Source organism: Nitrincola lacisaponensis (assembly GCF_000691225.1).
Classification (GTDB): domain Bacteria; phylum Pseudomonadota; class Gammaproteobacteria; order Pseudomonadales; family Balneatricaceae; genus Nitrincola; species Nitrincola lacisaponensis.
This window is the reverse complement of the sequence record NZ_JMSZ01000010.1, coordinates 36,546-50,264: the sequence shown is the minus strand read 5'-3', so window position 1 is coordinate 50,264 and position 13,719 is coordinate 36,546. Positions and strand designations below refer to the sequence as shown.

Annotated in this window: 14 protein-coding genes; 7 read left to right on the top strand and 7 right to left on the bottom strand. The window is 54.1% G+C overall.

What is annotated here, in order from left to right; translation table 11 throughout:
• Positions 1-11: 11 nt before the first annotated feature.
• A complete protein-coding gene (locus tag ADINL_RS01980; protein ID WP_036543348.1) occupies positions 12-1,559 on the bottom strand; it encodes a phosphoenolpyruvate carboxykinase in 1,548 nt (515 codons plus the stop codon).
• 230 nt (positions 1,560-1,789) lie between these two features.
• On the bottom strand, positions 1,790-2,659 hold the full coding sequence (hslO, locus tag ADINL_RS01975; protein WP_036543346.1) for an Hsp33 family molecular chaperone HslO: 870 nt from the start codon (positions 2,657-2,659) through the stop codon (positions 1,790-1,792).
• Between the two features lie 100 nt (positions 2,660-2,759).
• On the opposite strand from hslO, the gene ADINL_RS01970 reads away from it, so the two are divergent.
• Positions 2,760-3,554, top strand: coding sequence for a phosphatase PAP2 family protein (locus ADINL_RS01970; protein WP_036543447.1), 795 nt, complete (start codon positions 2,760-2,762; stop codon positions 3,552-3,554).
• Here the strand turns inward: ADINL_RS01970 and hslR are convergent.
• Together hslR and yrfG are read right to left on the bottom strand one after the other, a co-directional pair.
• On the bottom strand, positions 3,551-3,949 hold the full coding sequence (gene hslR, locus ADINL_RS01965; RefSeq protein ID WP_036543344.1) for a ribosome-associated heat shock protein Hsp15: 399 nt from the start codon (positions 3,947-3,949) through the stop codon (positions 3,551-3,553). The genes ADINL_RS01970 and hslR overlap by 4 nt on opposite strands.
• The gene (yrfG, locus tag ADINL_RS01960) at positions 3,946-4,602 is read right to left on the bottom strand and encodes a GMP/IMP nucleotidase (RefSeq protein WP_036543443.1); all 657 of its coding nucleotides are present in this window, start codon (positions 4,600-4,602) and stop codon (positions 3,946-3,948) included. The genes hslR and yrfG overlap by 4 nt, the downstream gene beginning before the upstream one ends.
• A gap of 91 nt (positions 4,603-4,693) precedes the next feature.
• On the opposite strand from yrfG, the gene cysQ reads away from it, so the two are divergent.
• The 3 genes from cysQ to trmB all read left to right on the top strand — a co-directional run bounded on the left by cysQ (position 4,694) and on the right by trmB (position 7,050).
• Positions 4,694-5,512, top strand: a complete 819-nt coding sequence (gene cysQ / locus ADINL_RS01955; protein ID WP_036543342.1) for a 3'(2'),5'-bisphosphate nucleotidase CysQ — start codon at positions 4,694-4,696, stop codon at positions 5,510-5,512.
• Positions 5,513-5,705: 193 nt separating this feature from the next.
• The gene (locus ADINL_RS01950) at positions 5,706-6,290 is read left to right on the top strand and encodes a superoxide dismutase (protein WP_036543340.1); all 585 of its coding nucleotides are present in this window, start codon (positions 5,706-5,708) and stop codon (positions 6,288-6,290) included.
• Positions 6,291-6,339: 49 nt separating this feature from the next.
• A complete protein-coding gene (gene trmB, locus ADINL_RS01945; protein WP_051632480.1) occupies positions 6,340-7,050 on the top strand; it encodes a tRNA (guanine(46)-N(7))-methyltransferase TrmB in 711 nt (236 codons plus the stop codon).
• Here trmB and ADINL_RS01940 read toward each other — a convergent pair.
• Positions 6,983-7,459 (bottom strand): hypothetical protein, encoded by a 477-nt coding sequence (locus ADINL_RS01940; RefSeq protein WP_036543338.1) that lies wholly within the window; start codon positions 7,457-7,459, stop codon positions 6,983-6,985. The genes trmB and ADINL_RS01940 overlap by 68 nt on opposite strands.
• A 78-nt stretch (positions 7,460-7,537) precedes the next feature.
• On the bottom strand, positions 7,538-8,137 hold the full coding sequence (locus ADINL_RS01935; RefSeq protein WP_036543336.1) for an arylesterase: 600 nt from the start codon (positions 8,135-8,137) through the stop codon (positions 7,538-7,540).
• Between ADINL_RS01935 and ADINL_RS01930 the strand changes: the two genes are divergently transcribed.
• Positions 8,136-8,831, top strand: coding sequence for an ABC transporter ATP-binding protein (locus ADINL_RS01930; protein ID WP_036543335.1), 696 nt, complete (start codon positions 8,136-8,138; stop codon positions 8,829-8,831). The two genes, ADINL_RS01935 and ADINL_RS01930, sit on opposite strands and share 2 nt — an antisense overlap.
• Entirely contained in the window at positions 8,828-11,296 is a 2,469-nt protein-coding gene (locus tag ADINL_RS01925; protein WP_036543333.1) for an ABC transporter permease, read from the top strand. Before ADINL_RS01930 ends, ADINL_RS01925 begins: the two co-directional genes overlap by 4 nt.
• Here the strand turns inward: ADINL_RS01925 and rpiA are convergent, their stop codons facing one another.
• The gene (gene rpiA / locus ADINL_RS01920; RefSeq protein ID WP_036543331.1) at positions 11,297-11,974 is read right to left on the bottom strand and encodes a ribose-5-phosphate isomerase RpiA; all 678 of its coding nucleotides are present in this window, start codon (positions 11,972-11,974) and stop codon (positions 11,297-11,299) included. It lies immediately after the preceding gene.
• 133 nt (positions 11,975-12,107) lie between these two features.
• Here rpiA and ilvA point away from each other — a divergent pair, with 133 nt between their 5' ends.
• Positions 12,108-13,625, top strand: coding sequence for a threonine ammonia-lyase, biosynthetic (gene ilvA, locus ADINL_RS01915; RefSeq protein ID WP_036543328.1), 1,518 nt, complete (start codon positions 12,108-12,110; stop codon positions 13,623-13,625).
• Positions 13,626-13,719 lie beyond the last annotated feature (94 nt).

Sequence of the window (13,719 nt, the reverse complement as noted above, 5' to 3'; positions counted from 1 at the left end):
TTCAGAGAACATCAGAGCTGTGGGCCAGCCTGAATAATGGATTCAGATACACCACTGAACTTCTCGAAGTTACTGACGAACTGGCCGATCAGATTCTTCGCCGCCGCATCATAAGCCGACTTGTCAGCCCAGGTTTCACGCGGATTCAACAGACCAGTGTCAACACCAGGTACGGCCAGCGGAACGGCCAGATTGATACCGGGCAACATCTGGGTTTCACAATCCTTCAATGCACCACTTTGAATAGCACTGATAATGGCGCGCGTAGTCGGAATACTGAAACGCTCACCCGTACCATAGGAGCCACCCGTCCAGCCCGTGTTGACCAGATAAACGCGTGAGCCATATTCACTGATACGCTTCATCAGCAAGTCAGCATACACATGAGCAGGACGCGGGAAGAAAGGCGCACCGAAGCAGGTAGAGAAGGTTGACTTGATGCCACCACCTGAACCCATTTCAGTTGAACCCACCAGCGCAGTGTAACCGGACAGGAAGTGGTAAGCAGCCGCTTCTTTAGTGAGCACAGATACAGGTGGCAACACACCGGTCAGATCACAGGTCAGAAACACGATGGAGTCAGGTTCTTCGCCCATGTTGGTAGCAGAACGCTTGTCAACATGCTCCAGCGGGTAAGCACAACGACCATTCTCGGTCAGACTTGTATCGTTGTAATCCGCTTTGCGATGACCATCGAGAGTCACGTTTTCAACAATTGCACCAAAACGTATGGCATCCCAGATGATTGGCTCGTTCTTTTTGCTCAAATTAATGGTTTTAGCGTAGCAACCACCTTCAATATTGAATACGACGCCTTTACCCCAGCCGTGCTCATCATCACCGATCAGATAGCGCTCAGGATCTGCTGACAGTGTAGTCTTACCCGTGCCGGACAAGCCGAAGAACAGCGTCGTGGAACCATCTTCACCGATGTTGGCAGAGCAATGCATTGGCAGTACGTCATACTCAGGCAGCAGGAAATTCTGCACAGAGAACATGGCTTTTTTCATCTCACCCGCATAGCGCATGCCGGCAATCAGTACTTTACGGGCTGCAAAGTTGAGGATGACACAGCCATCGCTGTTGGTGCCATCACGCTCAGGATCACAAACAAAACCGGCCGCATTGATGATTTGCCACTCATCCTTGCCTTTTGGATTGTAGGTATGCGGGCGAATAAACAGATTCAGACCAAACAGATTCTGCCAAGCAGTCTGGGTTGTCATTTTCACTGGCAGGTAATGTGTCGGATCGGAGCCAACATGCACATGGGAAACGAAACGCTCTTCGCCTTCAAGCCAGCTCTCCACACGACTCCAGAGGGCATCAAACTTGTCCGCATCAAATGGACGATTGACATTACCCCAGTCGATCTGGGCTGACGTAGACGGCTCATGAACGATGAAGCGATCCATAGGTGAACGACCGGTACGCTTACCGGTGGTGACCACCAGGGCTCCCGAGTCAGCCAGCACACCTTCCTGGCGCTGCAGCGCACGCTCCACCAGTTCAGCTGGGCTCAGATTCTGATGTGCAATTTTGGCAGTTTCTGTAGTCATTACGCTTTCCCTTGGCTTGGCGCCAACAAATTACTGAATAGCATACGCGAGCCCTGAGCGGATACGTCACAGGTATCTAAGGCGCTTCGCAGTGTTAATGTACCGGCTTGCAGAACAAATAATCATTATTGCTAATAGGATCGACTATTATTACATAAAAAAAAGCCCATGTGGACAACCCGAAAGGCTTCCGATTTACACTCCTCACTAAAGTTGTACACCCGTTTAACTCAATGCAAGGTTTCATCAGCGGGACGCTCACCTTCGGTCAACGCCAGAATATCTTCACGATCAAATGCATACTCAGCATTACAGAACTGACAATCAACACGAATCGAACCGCCCTGCTGCCCGGCTGCCTCAAGCAACTCTTCGCGCCCGACCAGCTGTAATGCACGCGCGCACCGCTCACGGGAGCAGTCACAATGAAATTCCAGTGACTGGGGCTCATAAAGACGGCATTTTTCCTGATGGAACAAGCGATAGAGCATCGACTCATTATCCAGATTTAACAGCTCCTCCGCTGTCAGGGTATCCGCCAGCAGCCCTATGCGATTCCAGTCTTCTGCCTGCCCTTCTGCTGCTGGCAATACCTGAAGCAGCATGCCTGCAGCCGTATTACCGTCACTGGCCAGAAAAATCCGGGTTGGCAGTTGCTCGGAACGGCTAAAATAATCCTCCAGACAGGCTGCCAGTGAAGCGCCTTCCATCGGCACCACCCCCTGATAACGCTGCCCTTTGGCCGGCTCAATTGTCAGTGCCAGACGCCCTGACTGAAACATATCCGCAAACTTATCAGTTTCTGGAAGCTCTCCTTCAAAGCGGGCAATGCCTCTGATCTGCTGATGATGACTGCATTCAGCCATCAACAGATTCAAGGCACCCTCACCCTGAGCCTGCAAAAGCAGACGCCCCTCAAACTTGAGGGTAGCGCTCAGCAAAGTCACTGCAGCCAACATCTCTCCCAGTAATTGACGGATACGCACAGGATAGTCATTGCGTGCCAGCACTTCGGCAAAACTGGCATCCAGCCCGGTCACGACCCCTCTCACATCAGCTTCTTCGAACAGGATTCTCTGGATTTGGTCGGCTGAACTCATCGAATTTAATTCCACTTTCTTTGAAAAGCCGGACTTTATGTCGGCCATGGATGACTGTTACTATGGAGTAGATTTTACCACAACCCAAAAAGATAACGGCATGACTTCAACTCCCCCTGTTTTTGGCACCACCTGGCGTCCTCTCCCCTTGTTGGCAATGCATGGCATCGCACTGCTGCTAGTACTCAGCTTTATTTCACCTACTGGATTTGAACTCTGGCGACAGCTGGACAGCGCAATTTTTTTCTCCCTGAACGGCTCTCTGGCTGATGGCGGCCAGTGGGCATGGATCTGGGCCTGGGCCAACACCCGTTATAAAGACATGCTGCTGGCACTGGTGATGCTGGCTTTTCTGATCTTCCCGGGCATGGGCTTTCAGCGCAGCCAACTGCAGCAAGCCCTGGTAGGCTTTCTTGCACTGATGCTGATTATGCTGCCGATACGCTATTTCTTTTACGAGTTTTCCAAGGAACTGGATCTCAGTGGCCCCAGCCCTTCCATTACGCTGGCTCCAGCCTATCTGCTGACTGAACTGTTTCCAGACATCTCTGCCAAAGATGCTTCAAGCCGCAGCTTTCCAGGTGATCATGCCACCGTACTGTTACTTTGGGCTGCCTACCTGCTGATGAACAAACGCTGCGTTGGCAGCTATCTGGCCGCGGCACTGGCTGCGCTGATGATACTGCCGCGCCTGGTCGGTGGCGCGCACTGGTTCAGTGATGTAGCCGTTGGCGGTTTTGCTGTGGCGCTACCCGTCCTGGCCTGGGCCTTTTACTCACCCCTGGTATATCAGTTGACACGCTGGCTGGAAAAACCCTTTCTGCCACTGTTTCGCCTGACAGGACGTCTTCCCCTGATCGGTCAGCTGCCTTTTTTCAAAGGCGATAGCCGCTAATCCCAGCTCCCCTTGATGCGCAACAGCTCCCGACGACTCTTCTTGTCGGGTCGCTGTTCAGGGGCACTACCCAGCAGCTTTCTCTGCGCCGCACGCTCTTCCCGAGCCGCAATACTCTTGGGCGTTTCCTGATACAGCTGCTGCGCCTCAACCGCGCCTCGACGCTGATCCGACAGCGCCAGCACGGTGACGGTTTTCTCGTCATAACCCAACCGCAGCGTAATTTCTGCACCCACCTCTACAACCTTGCCGCTTTTGGTGCGCTGACCATCATATTGTACCTTGCCACCATCAATCATCTGCTTTGCCAGTGCTCGCGTTTTATAAAAACGTGCGGCCCACAACCACTTGTCCAGTCTGATTTTTTTATCGCTATGGTAGTAATGCTGAGTCATGTATTGGGCATCACCTCTGTAAAATGATCAATCGAAGGAAACTCGGTTATTGCACGCGGGTCGGCCTGACTGTCTGGCTGCAAAATCGACAGCAAATAGCGGATGCCATATTGCTGCGCTGACGCCAGCACAGCCAGGCTGTCATCGACCAGCAACGTTCGCTGCGGATCAAAAGGTTCTATCTGCTGTAAATTCACCCAAAAGTCCTGAGATTCTTTCGGAAAACGGAAGTCATGTGAACTGATCACCCGATCCACCAGACGGTCTATACCGGTTTTCTCGATTTTCAGCGCCAGACTGTCACGGTGTGCATTGGTCACTATCACCCGACGCATACCGGCCGTTTCCAGCGCCTGCAAAAAATCCTGCACATGTGGCCGAAAACAGATACGTTCAGCAATCTCACGTTTAAGTGAGGTGATCGGCACATTCAGCTGTTCGGTCCAGTAGTCCAGACAATACCAGTTCAATGTGCCTTGCTCCTGAAGTATCCGCTCATGCAGCCAGGCACGTGCCTCGCCCGGTTGTAACTGATGTATCTGCGCATAGCGCAGCGGTAAAAATTCCAGCCAGAAATAGCTGTCGAAATGCAGATCCAACAGTGTGCCATCCATATCCAGCAGCACCGTATCAATATTTTTCCAGTCAGGCATCATCCCGTCAGGTTCTCCTTTATACTGATTCCAGTATGAACGCTTGATGGGCGCTTTAAAAGTCAACTCCCGATGAAAAACCTGGAGCCTCATGTATTCCCAGCTGTTACCCCAACTCAAACGCATCGTCTGTGAAGCGGGTGATGCCATCATGCACTGCTATGACGATCCCGCCAGATGGAATACACAGCAAAAAAGCAACGACACGCCCGTGACTGCAGCAGACCTGGCTGCACAAAGCTGTCTGGTACAAGGCTTGCAGTCACTGACGCCTGAGCTGCCGATCCTCAGCGAGGAAGACCTGCTCGCCGACTGGGCAACACGGCAGCAGTGGCAGAAATACTGGCTGCTTGATCCACTTGATGGCACACGCGAGTTTTTACAGCGCAATGGCGAGTTCACCGTCAATGTCGCGCTGATAGCAGCCGGCAAGCCTCAGTTAGGACTGGTTTACGCCCCCGCTCTGGAAACCCTCTACTGGGGAAGCCCTGAACTCGGTGCTTGGCGCAGCCAACGGCTTGGCGAAGCGGAAGCCATCCACGTACGTCCACCAGGTGACACTCTGCAACTGCTGACCAGCCGCCGCCATAGTCAGCGGGAAACGGAAGCCCTGCAGGTTCTGATCACCGCAGGTGTCTGCTCCAGTCTGCATAGTCAATGCATGGGCAGCTCACTGAAACTCTGCCGTATTGCCGAGGGTGAAGCTGATCTGTATCTGCGACTCGCACCTACCAGTGAGTGGGATACAGCCGCTGCTCAGGCAGTACTTGAAGCCGCTGGCGGGCAACTGGTACGCGTCCCTGAATTCACACCACTGACCTATAATGACAAGGCCTCGGTGGAGAATCCCGGCTTTCTGGCCACAGGGCAAGCAGGACCCGATTGGGCAAAATGGCTGCAGAAGATCTGAGCCTTGGGTTGTTTTTGCACCACCCTGTCCCCATCTATAGATTTGAACAGGCCTGCTCCGCCGTTTAGCTGCAGGCAGTACGCGATCATAGCGACTAAACGCACACTTTTTGTATCATGATAGATGCAAATTTCGGTGCTATGATTGGCTGACGATGAATTTAAACCTGTCAAATAATTAAGGTGAGCACACTATGAGTTTCGAATTGCCCGCACTGCCTTACGCCAAAGATGCTCTGGAACCCCACATCTCTGCCGAAACACTGGATTACCATCACGGCAAACACCACAACACCTATGTGGTCAAGCTGAACGGCCTGGTTCCTGGCACTGAGTACGAAGGCAAAACACTCGAAGAGATCATCAAAACAGCACCGGCTGGCCCTGTATTCAACAACGCAGCGCAGGTCTGGAACCACACTTTCTACTGGCACTGCCTGTCTCCGAATGGCGGTGGCGCACCTACTGGCGCGTTGGCCGATGCCATCAACGCCAAATGGGGCTCGTTTGAGAAGTTCCAGGAAGAGTTCAATGACCGTGCAGTCAACAACTTTGGTTCAAGCTGGACCTGGCTGGTCAAGAATGCTGATGGTTCCCTGGATATCGTCAACACCAGCAATGCAGCCACGCCGATGACCAGCGGTCAGACAGCTGTGCTGACAGTCGATCTGTGGGAACACGCCTACTACATTGACTACCGCAACCTGCGTCCAGACTACCTGAAAGGTTTCTGGGCACTGGTCAACTGGGACTTTGCCAACCAGAATTTTGCAGCCTGATCCGGCTGAGTCTGCACAAGCCGCGCACTGCGCGGCTTTTTACTGACTGATGCAAACAGGCAACTCCAAGCCCGTCACGTCAACCCAGCAAGGCTGTCACCCTGACTTGCTGCTGCGCGTTGAACGTCACAGACAGCACCCCTTCCGTAAGCCCGTCGCGCCCTTCAATCAGGCCGCATTCGATACGGCAACGGAGTGGTTGAACACTCAGGCCAAACCCTTGATTCTGGATTCAGGCTGCGGTGTAGGTGACAGCACACGCTGGCTGGCCGAGCGTTTTCCAAATCATGCCGTACTGGGACTGGATCGCTCAGAAGACCGGCTGCACAGACAGCGTCCGGCGCTGCCGGATAACGCCCGGTTACTGCGTACCGATCTGGTGGATTTCTGGAGACTGGCTGCAGCCGCTGACTGGCGACCCACACACCATTTTCTGTTTTATCCCAACCCCTATCCCAAAGCAGCACAACTCAGCCGTCGCTTTCATGCTCACCCGGTTTTCCCGGCGCTGATATCCCTGGGAGGTCAGTTTGAAGCCCGAAGCAACTGGTGCATTTATCTTGATGAGTTGCAGGCAAGCCTGCGCCACTATGGTATTGACAGCCGGATCACTGAGATCGACCCTGAACAACCGGCCGTCTCAGCATTTGAACAAAAATATCGCGCCAGCGGCCAGACACTCTGGCAACTGGTCAGTCTATGCGGACACGCGCCAGACGCTGTTCAATCAACGCTGCACGCTGACGCGTCTGCGCAATAAACATATCGGCTGCATGATAAGCACCGACATCACCACCACCGTTACGGGTAAAGGCCTCACTCACCGCATCCTGACGACTGTCCAGCCAATCATTCTGATCGCTGATTTCACGTACCCGGGCCGTATCTGGCAAGTAATCCAGAAATTCATGGAACAACACATACAACTGCGCATCATAGAGATAGGCAATATTGGTAATGATCCGGTTCATTTCACGACTGTCAGTTTCTGCGCGCAGACTGGCTTCCAGATAACTGATGGGCTGTGAATAATTAGGCGACCACTCCAGAGTGGTAATCAACGGTGGTTCAACCGCTTGCGGCTTCACCGGCTCAGGCGCAGCATTGCGACTCCCCATACCGGGTATCTGTACCTGGCTACAGGCGGTCAGCAACGAGACTAACAACATCACCCATGCACCTCGGAAAAGCCTCAAAACAGCAGTGTTATTCATACCCTTTTTCATCCATTACTCAACAGCCTGAATTCATTCACTCCCGAACAGCAAAGGCTCCAGATGCAACCAGACATTGTCCAGAATCAGCGGTTGGGCATCGGCATTCGGGTGAAGGCCATCAGACTGCATCAGATTCCAGTCCAGTGCAACATTTTCCAGCAAAAAGGGAACCCTTGGCAGTGCATACTGGTCTGCTATTTCTGCATAGAGATTGAAAAAGGATTCGGTATACTGAGGTCCATAGTTCGGCGGAATGCGTATGCCGATAAGCAGCACTTCTGTACCCGCCTGGCGGGCCTGCTCAACCAGCGCGTCAAGGTTGCTGCGAATCACCTGTAACGGCAGCCCACGCAAGGCATCATTTGCACCGAGCTGAAGTAACAGCAGGTCTGGCTCATGACGGGACAGTAACGCTGGCAAGCGGGTCAGCCCGCCACTGGTGGTTTCACCACTGACGCTGGCATTAATGACCTGAAAATCCTCAGCGGGAAGTCGCTGTTCCAGTAAAGCGACCCAACCCTGCTCAGGCGGAATACCGTAGGCCGCAGACAAACTGTCACCCAAGACCAACAGAGTATTGGCGCTGAGTGATGTCGAGAAGATGAACAGTAAGGATAAGAGATAACGCATGACGCTCCCAACGACAGATGAAATCATTCTTGAGGCTCAGCATGTCGCAAAATGGTTCCCGACACAAGACCAGCGCCTGAACCTGTTCAGCGACCTTAACCTGCGCGTTCATACTGGCCAGACCCTGGCAATTGTAGGGCGCTCCGGTGCCGGAAAATCAACGTTACTCAGTCTGCTGGCAGGGCTCGATCAACCCAGCGAAGGCCAGATCTACCTGGCCGGACATCAACTGGCCACACTGGATGACCGTACTCGTGCCGACTTGCGCGCACGGCAGATCAGTTTTATTTTCCAGTCTTTTCATCTGCTACCCGAGCTGACTGCACTGGACAATGTTCGCCTGGCACTGGAAATTCGTGGCGACCGGCATGCAGACGAACAAGCCAGACACTGGCTGAGCGAAGTCGGCCTGGGCAATCGCATGCAGCATTATCCGGCCCAGCTCTCAGGCGGCGAACAACAGCGTGTCGCCATTGCCCGCGCCTTTGCCACCCAGCCAGCTCTTCTGTTTGCCGACGAACCGACCGGTAACCTGGATGAAGAGACTGGCCATCAGATTATCGAGCAGCTGTTTGATCTGAATACCCGCGAGAACACCACGCTGATCCTGATCACCCATGACCCTGAACTGGCTGCCCGCTGCCAACGCTGCGTCACGCTTCATGCGGGCCAGCTGCATGAGGCGACAGCATGAAGGGTTTCAGATTGCTTCTGCTGCATCAAATCAGCAGCCAGCTACGTACAACCGAATGGCGCGCCCTGCTGTTTGCAACCTGGATTGCCATTGCACTGGCCACACTTCTGGCGCTGCTGGGCGATCGACTGGAACGCGGGCTGTTACGCGAAAGTGCCGCGATGCTCGGCGCCGACCTGACGCTGAGCAGCCAACGCCCGATCCGCAACGAACGCCTGGAGCACGCCCAACAGGCTGGCCTGGAGCACACCCAGGTCATTCAGTTTCCCAGCATGATCCACGTTGGCGATGAAATGATGCTGGTATCCGTCCGGGCAGCCGAGTCCCCCTATCCGCTGCGGGGTGAAATTCGTACCCGACCGGAACAGCCTCATGCCCAGCCACCCGCCGGTGAGGTCTGGGTAGAATCGCGCATTCTGTCACAGCTGGAACTCTCACCGGGTGATCAGATCACATTGGGATATGCCGAATTGCGTATCGGTGCAGAGATGCTCAGCTCGCCTGACAGAGGTTCCGGCTTTCGCAGTTTCAGTCCTCAACTGGTGATGCATCAGGATGATCTGGAAGCAACCGGTATACTGGCTCCCGGCAGCCGGGCCGAGTTCAGACTTCTGGTCGCTGGCGATCAGTCCAGCCTTGAGCTGCTGGAGCAGGCATGGCGCGACAGCCTGCAGGGTGATGAACGCCTGTTCAGTCTGCACACCGATCAGCCAATGACCGGTGCAGCACTGGGCAGCGCGCTGGGCTACCTCAAGCTCACAGCACTGATTGCTTTGCTGCTGGCAGCGCTGACCATCTTCCTGAGCCTCCGACGCTTCAGCCAGGGGCAGCATAAACGCTGCGCGCTGCTGCTCAGTCTCGGCCTGAATGGCAGCGATCTGATTAAACTCTACCTCTGTCAGCTACTGCTGGCCTGGGGTACGCTGTCACTGCTCGGGACCCTGACGGGTGTCCTGCTGGAACAGCTGATTCTGACCTGGCTGAATGAACTGCTGCCCCAGGCACTTCCGACACCTGTGCTGTGGCGCTACTTCAGTGGCACCGCCATGGGCTTTGCACTTCTGATACTGCTCGGCCTACCCCCCATTCTACAACTGTCCAGAATTTCAGTATCCTCACTGTTTCGTGATGAAATTTTGGGCAGCGACACCCGGGCACAACTGATTCAATTCAGCTGCTTTATCCTGCTGGCAGCCGCATTACTGACCTTTCTGGAAGCCCCACTGGCAGCATTAACGTTATTGGTATTAATTCTTGTCGGCGGAGCCCTGTTCGGCTGGATCGCACAACAACTCCTGCGCCTGCTTGCCGCACCTCTGGGTCGCAAGCTCTTGCTGGGACGTCTGCTCACCCTGCGCCTGCGTCAGCAGAAACGCTGGCACCGGCTGCAGGCCGGTGTGGTCATTCTGCTAATGACGCTGCTAAGCCTGGTATGGATCAGTCGCACCGACTTGCTGGCCGACTGGCAAACCCAGATACCGGAAGACACACCCAACTACTTTGTAGTCAATATTCAACCCTGGCAAACCGAGCCCCTGCAACATTTTCTGAGCGAACAGCAGATCAGCAGCCAGCTCTACCCCATGGTGCGTGGCCGTATCACCACCCTGAATGGGGCGCCCATTCATGAGCAGCTTAACCCGCAACAGCTGGAGCACAACACTCTGAACCGTGAGCTCAACCTGAGCTGGAGTGATCAACCACCCGCGCATAACCCTGTCACTGCAGGCCGCTGGTGGGACAGTGATTCAGATGACGCCGAAATTTCGGTTGAACAGGAGATGGCGGAAGAGCTTGGCCTGGTCCCCGGAGACCGACTTGGCTTTGACCTGGGTGGACTGACACTGGAGGCTCGCATCAGCAACCTGCGACAGGTTGAATGGACCTCGTTTCAGCCAAACTTCTATGTCATTTTCAATGCCGCAGCACTGGAACAGATGCCCGCAACCTTCATCACCAGCTTTCGGCTGACACCGGAGCAGGAAAGTATCGCCACACAACTGTTGCGAGAATTTCCATCACTGACGCTGATCGACATAGGTCAATTACTGCAGCAAATAGCCACCTGGATGGAACGACTGGGCGACAGCTCGGCATTAATCCTTGCGTTGACCCTGCTGTGCGGCGCTCTGCTGATGCTGCTGACACTGCGTCAGGCACTGGAGCAACGCCGTTACGAAAGTGCGCTGCTGCAAACCCTGGGTGCCAGTGCCGCACAGACACAACGCCTGGATTTGCTGGAACTGCTGTTACTGGGAGCGGTGTGCGGCTTTCTGGCGGTTATGACAGCAGAAGGTACACTGGCACTGCTGTATCTTTACCTGCTACAGCTGCCACCCAAGCTGCATCCGCTGATGTGGGGGCTGCTCCCCCTGGCTTCCACACTGTTCTTTACGCTCAGCGGCGCAGTGCTACGCCGCCAGCTTACCCTGCCTCAGTGCTATCGTTTGTTACGTAGCGCCTGATCAGCCATCACGCTTCAGGGTTTCCACACCCTGAGGCGTGCCCATCAAAATAATATCCGCACCACGATTGGCAAACAGGCCATTGGTCACGACACCAACGATATTGTTCAGATGACGCTCAAACACTTTCGGGTCCACAATCTCTACATCATGTAAATCCAGAATAATATTGCCATTATCCGTGACAAAGCCGTCACGATAGATTGGCTGTCCATCCAGAGCCGCCAGCTGACGTCCCACGTATGAGCGCGCCATGGGAATCACCTCAACCGGCAAGGGAAAACGCCCCAGCACATCCACACGCTTGCTTTCATCCACAATGCAGATAAATGTCTTGGCCACCGCCGCCACGATTTTTTCCCGGGTCAGCGCCCCGCCCCCTCCTTTCACAAGGTTAAAGCGCGGATCAAACTCGTCTGCTCCGTCGACATAAAACTCCAGTTGCGACACGGAATTTAAATCAAATACCTCAATATCATGCTGACGCAAACGTGCTGCGGTAGCCTCGGAGCTGGCAACCGCACCGGCAAACTCATCACGATATTTTGCCAGGGCATCGATAAAACAGTTCGCCGTTGAACCAGTGCCCACACCAATAATGCTCTGACGATCAAGTTTCGGGCGAATCATCTCCGCAGCCGCCTGCCCCACCGCACGCTTCATTTCATCCTGGTTCATCAGTTCACCTGCTTAAATTTACAACATTTCCCTAATTATACGCTGGACGGCCTCTGTCTTATAGACGTTCAGACACAGAGCCGATACCATCAATACCCGTTTAACTTGCAAGCAGGGTTTAACAGCTCCCGTTATGGCACACAGATATATCAAAAAAATTCTGGAAGCCCGCGTTTATGACGTGGCCATCGAAACGCCACTGGATGAAGCCAGCTCGCTTTCCGCCCGACTGGGTAACCGCGTGTTACTCAAGCGTGAAGACCTGCAGCCAGTGTTCTCATTCAAGCTTCGCGGCGCATACAACCGCATGGCACAACTCAGTGACGAGGAAAAGGCTGCCGGTGTGATTACCGCCTCCGCAGGTAACCATGCCCAGGGACTCGCCATGTCTGCCAAAGCGATGGGCGTCAAAGCCACAATTGTCATGCCGAAAACCACTCCTGACATTAAAGTCAGCAGCGTTCGTGCACGTGGTGGCCATGTTGTCCTGCATGGCGATACCTTTGATGAAGCCCAGGCACATGCCCGCAAACTGATGGCCGAGAAGGGCCTGACCTACATTCCGCCCTTTGATGATCCGGATGTGATTGCCGGACAAGGCACCGTTGCCATGGAGCTTCTGCGTCAGCACAGTGGCCATATCGATGCCGTATTTGTCCCGGTTGGTGGCGGTGGTCTCATTGCCGGCATTGCCGTCTATATCAAGTACCTGCGCCCTGAAACCCGCATTATTGGTGTAGAACCGGAAGATGCCGCCTGCCTCAAAGCCGCACTTGAAGCTGGAGAGCGTGTCACACTACCTCAGGTTGGCCTGTTTGCTGACGGTGTTGCTGTCGCGCAAATCGGTCAACACACCTTTGAGCTGGCACAACAGTTTGTGGATGAAGTCATTACGGTCAACACCGATGAAATCTGTGCTGCGATCAAGGATATTTTCGACGATACCCGTTCTGTCTGTGAGCCTGCCGGTGCACTGGGTGTCGCCGGTATCAAGAAATATGTTCAACAGACGGGAGCCAGTAAACAGACACTGGTCGCCATCGACTCAGGTGCCAACGTCAACTTTGATCGACTGCGCCATATTGCCGAACGCTCAGAGCTGGGTGAAAAGCGCGAAGCCATCATCGCCGCACGGATTCCGGAACACCCCGGCAGCTTCAAAAAATTCTGTACTGCTCTGGGGCGACGCAACATTACCGAGTTTAACTACCGCTACGGCAATGATCAGGAAGCCATTGTATTCGCCGGCATCCAGATCAAACCGGATAATGATGGCCGCAAAGACCTGCTGGACACACTGAAAAAACATCAGGTCGATGTGGTGGATCTGACTGATAACGAGATGGCCAAAATTCACATTCGTTACATGGTCGGCGGCCATGCACCGGCATCCGTGGACAATGAAGTAATCTATCGTTTTGAGTTTCCGGAACGCCCCGGCGCACTGATGCTGTTCCTGAGCAAACTGGGTGGTCGCTGGAACATATCCATGTTCCACTACCGTAACCATGGTGCAGCCTATGGCCGGGTTTTACTCGGCATGCAGGTACCCGTAGATGAGCGCGACCAGGTTCCGGGGTTCCTGGATGACATAGGCTACAGCTACTCGGAAGAAACCGACAACCCGGCCTATCAGCTGTTCCTGGGCTGATAAGCCGTGCACTTGCCTGTGTAACAACAGACATCAAGCCTGCACAAATAAAAAGCGCGCTCCAGGGAGCGCGCTTTTTTATGACCCTGAAGAC

What these genes read in the sequence shown, in the direction of transcription:
- ADINL_RS01970 (WP_036543447.1), top strand. Translation starts at nt 2,760, where the DNA reads ATGACTTCAACTCCCCCTGTTTTTGGCACCACCTGGCGTCCTCTCCCC.
- ilvA (WP_036543328.1), top strand. Translation starts at nt 12,108, where the DNA reads ATGGCACACAGATATATCAAAAAAATTCTGGAAGCCCGCGTTTATGAC.
- ADINL_RS01935 (WP_036543336.1), bottom strand. Translation starts at nt 8,137, where the DNA reads ATGCGTTATCTCTTATCCTTACTGTTCATCTTCTCGACATCACTCAGC.
- ADINL_RS01940 (WP_036543338.1), bottom strand. Translation starts at nt 7,459, where the DNA reads ATGTTGTTAGTCTCGTTGCTGACCGCCTGTAGCCAGGTACAGATACCC.
- ADINL_RS01925 (WP_036543333.1), top strand. Translation starts at nt 8,828, where the DNA reads ATGAAGGGTTTCAGATTGCTTCTGCTGCATCAAATCAGCAGCCAGCTA.
- yrfG (WP_036543443.1), bottom strand. Translation starts at nt 4,602, where the DNA reads ATGCCTGACTGGAAAAATATTGATACGGTGCTGCTGGATATGGATGGC.
- trmB (WP_051632480.1), top strand. Translation starts at nt 6,340, where the DNA reads ATGCAAACAGGCAACTCCAAGCCCGTCACGTCAACCCAGCAAGGCTGT.
- cysQ (WP_036543342.1), top strand. Translation starts at nt 4,694, where the DNA reads ATGTATTCCCAGCTGTTACCCCAACTCAAACGCATCGTCTGTGAAGCG.
- hslR (WP_036543344.1), bottom strand. Translation starts at nt 3,949, where the DNA reads ATGACTCAGCATTACTACCATAGCGATAAAAAAATCAGACTGGACAAG.
- ADINL_RS01930 (WP_036543335.1), top strand. Translation starts at nt 8,136, where the DNA reads ATGACGCTCCCAACGACAGATGAAATCATTCTTGAGGCTCAGCATGTC.
- ADINL_RS01980 (WP_036543348.1), bottom strand. Translation starts at nt 1,559, where the DNA reads ATGACTACAGAAACTGCCAAAATTGCACATCAGAATCTGAGCCCAGCT.
- rpiA (WP_036543331.1), bottom strand. Translation starts at nt 11,974, where the DNA reads ATGAACCAGGATGAAATGAAGCGTGCGGTGGGGCAGGCGGCTGCGGAG.
- ADINL_RS01950 (WP_036543340.1), top strand. Translation starts at nt 5,706, where the DNA reads ATGAGTTTCGAATTGCCCGCACTGCCTTACGCCAAAGATGCTCTGGAA.
- hslO (WP_036543346.1), bottom strand. Translation starts at nt 2,659, where the DNA reads ATGAGTTCAGCCGACCAAATCCAGAGAATCCTGTTCGAAGAAGCTGAT.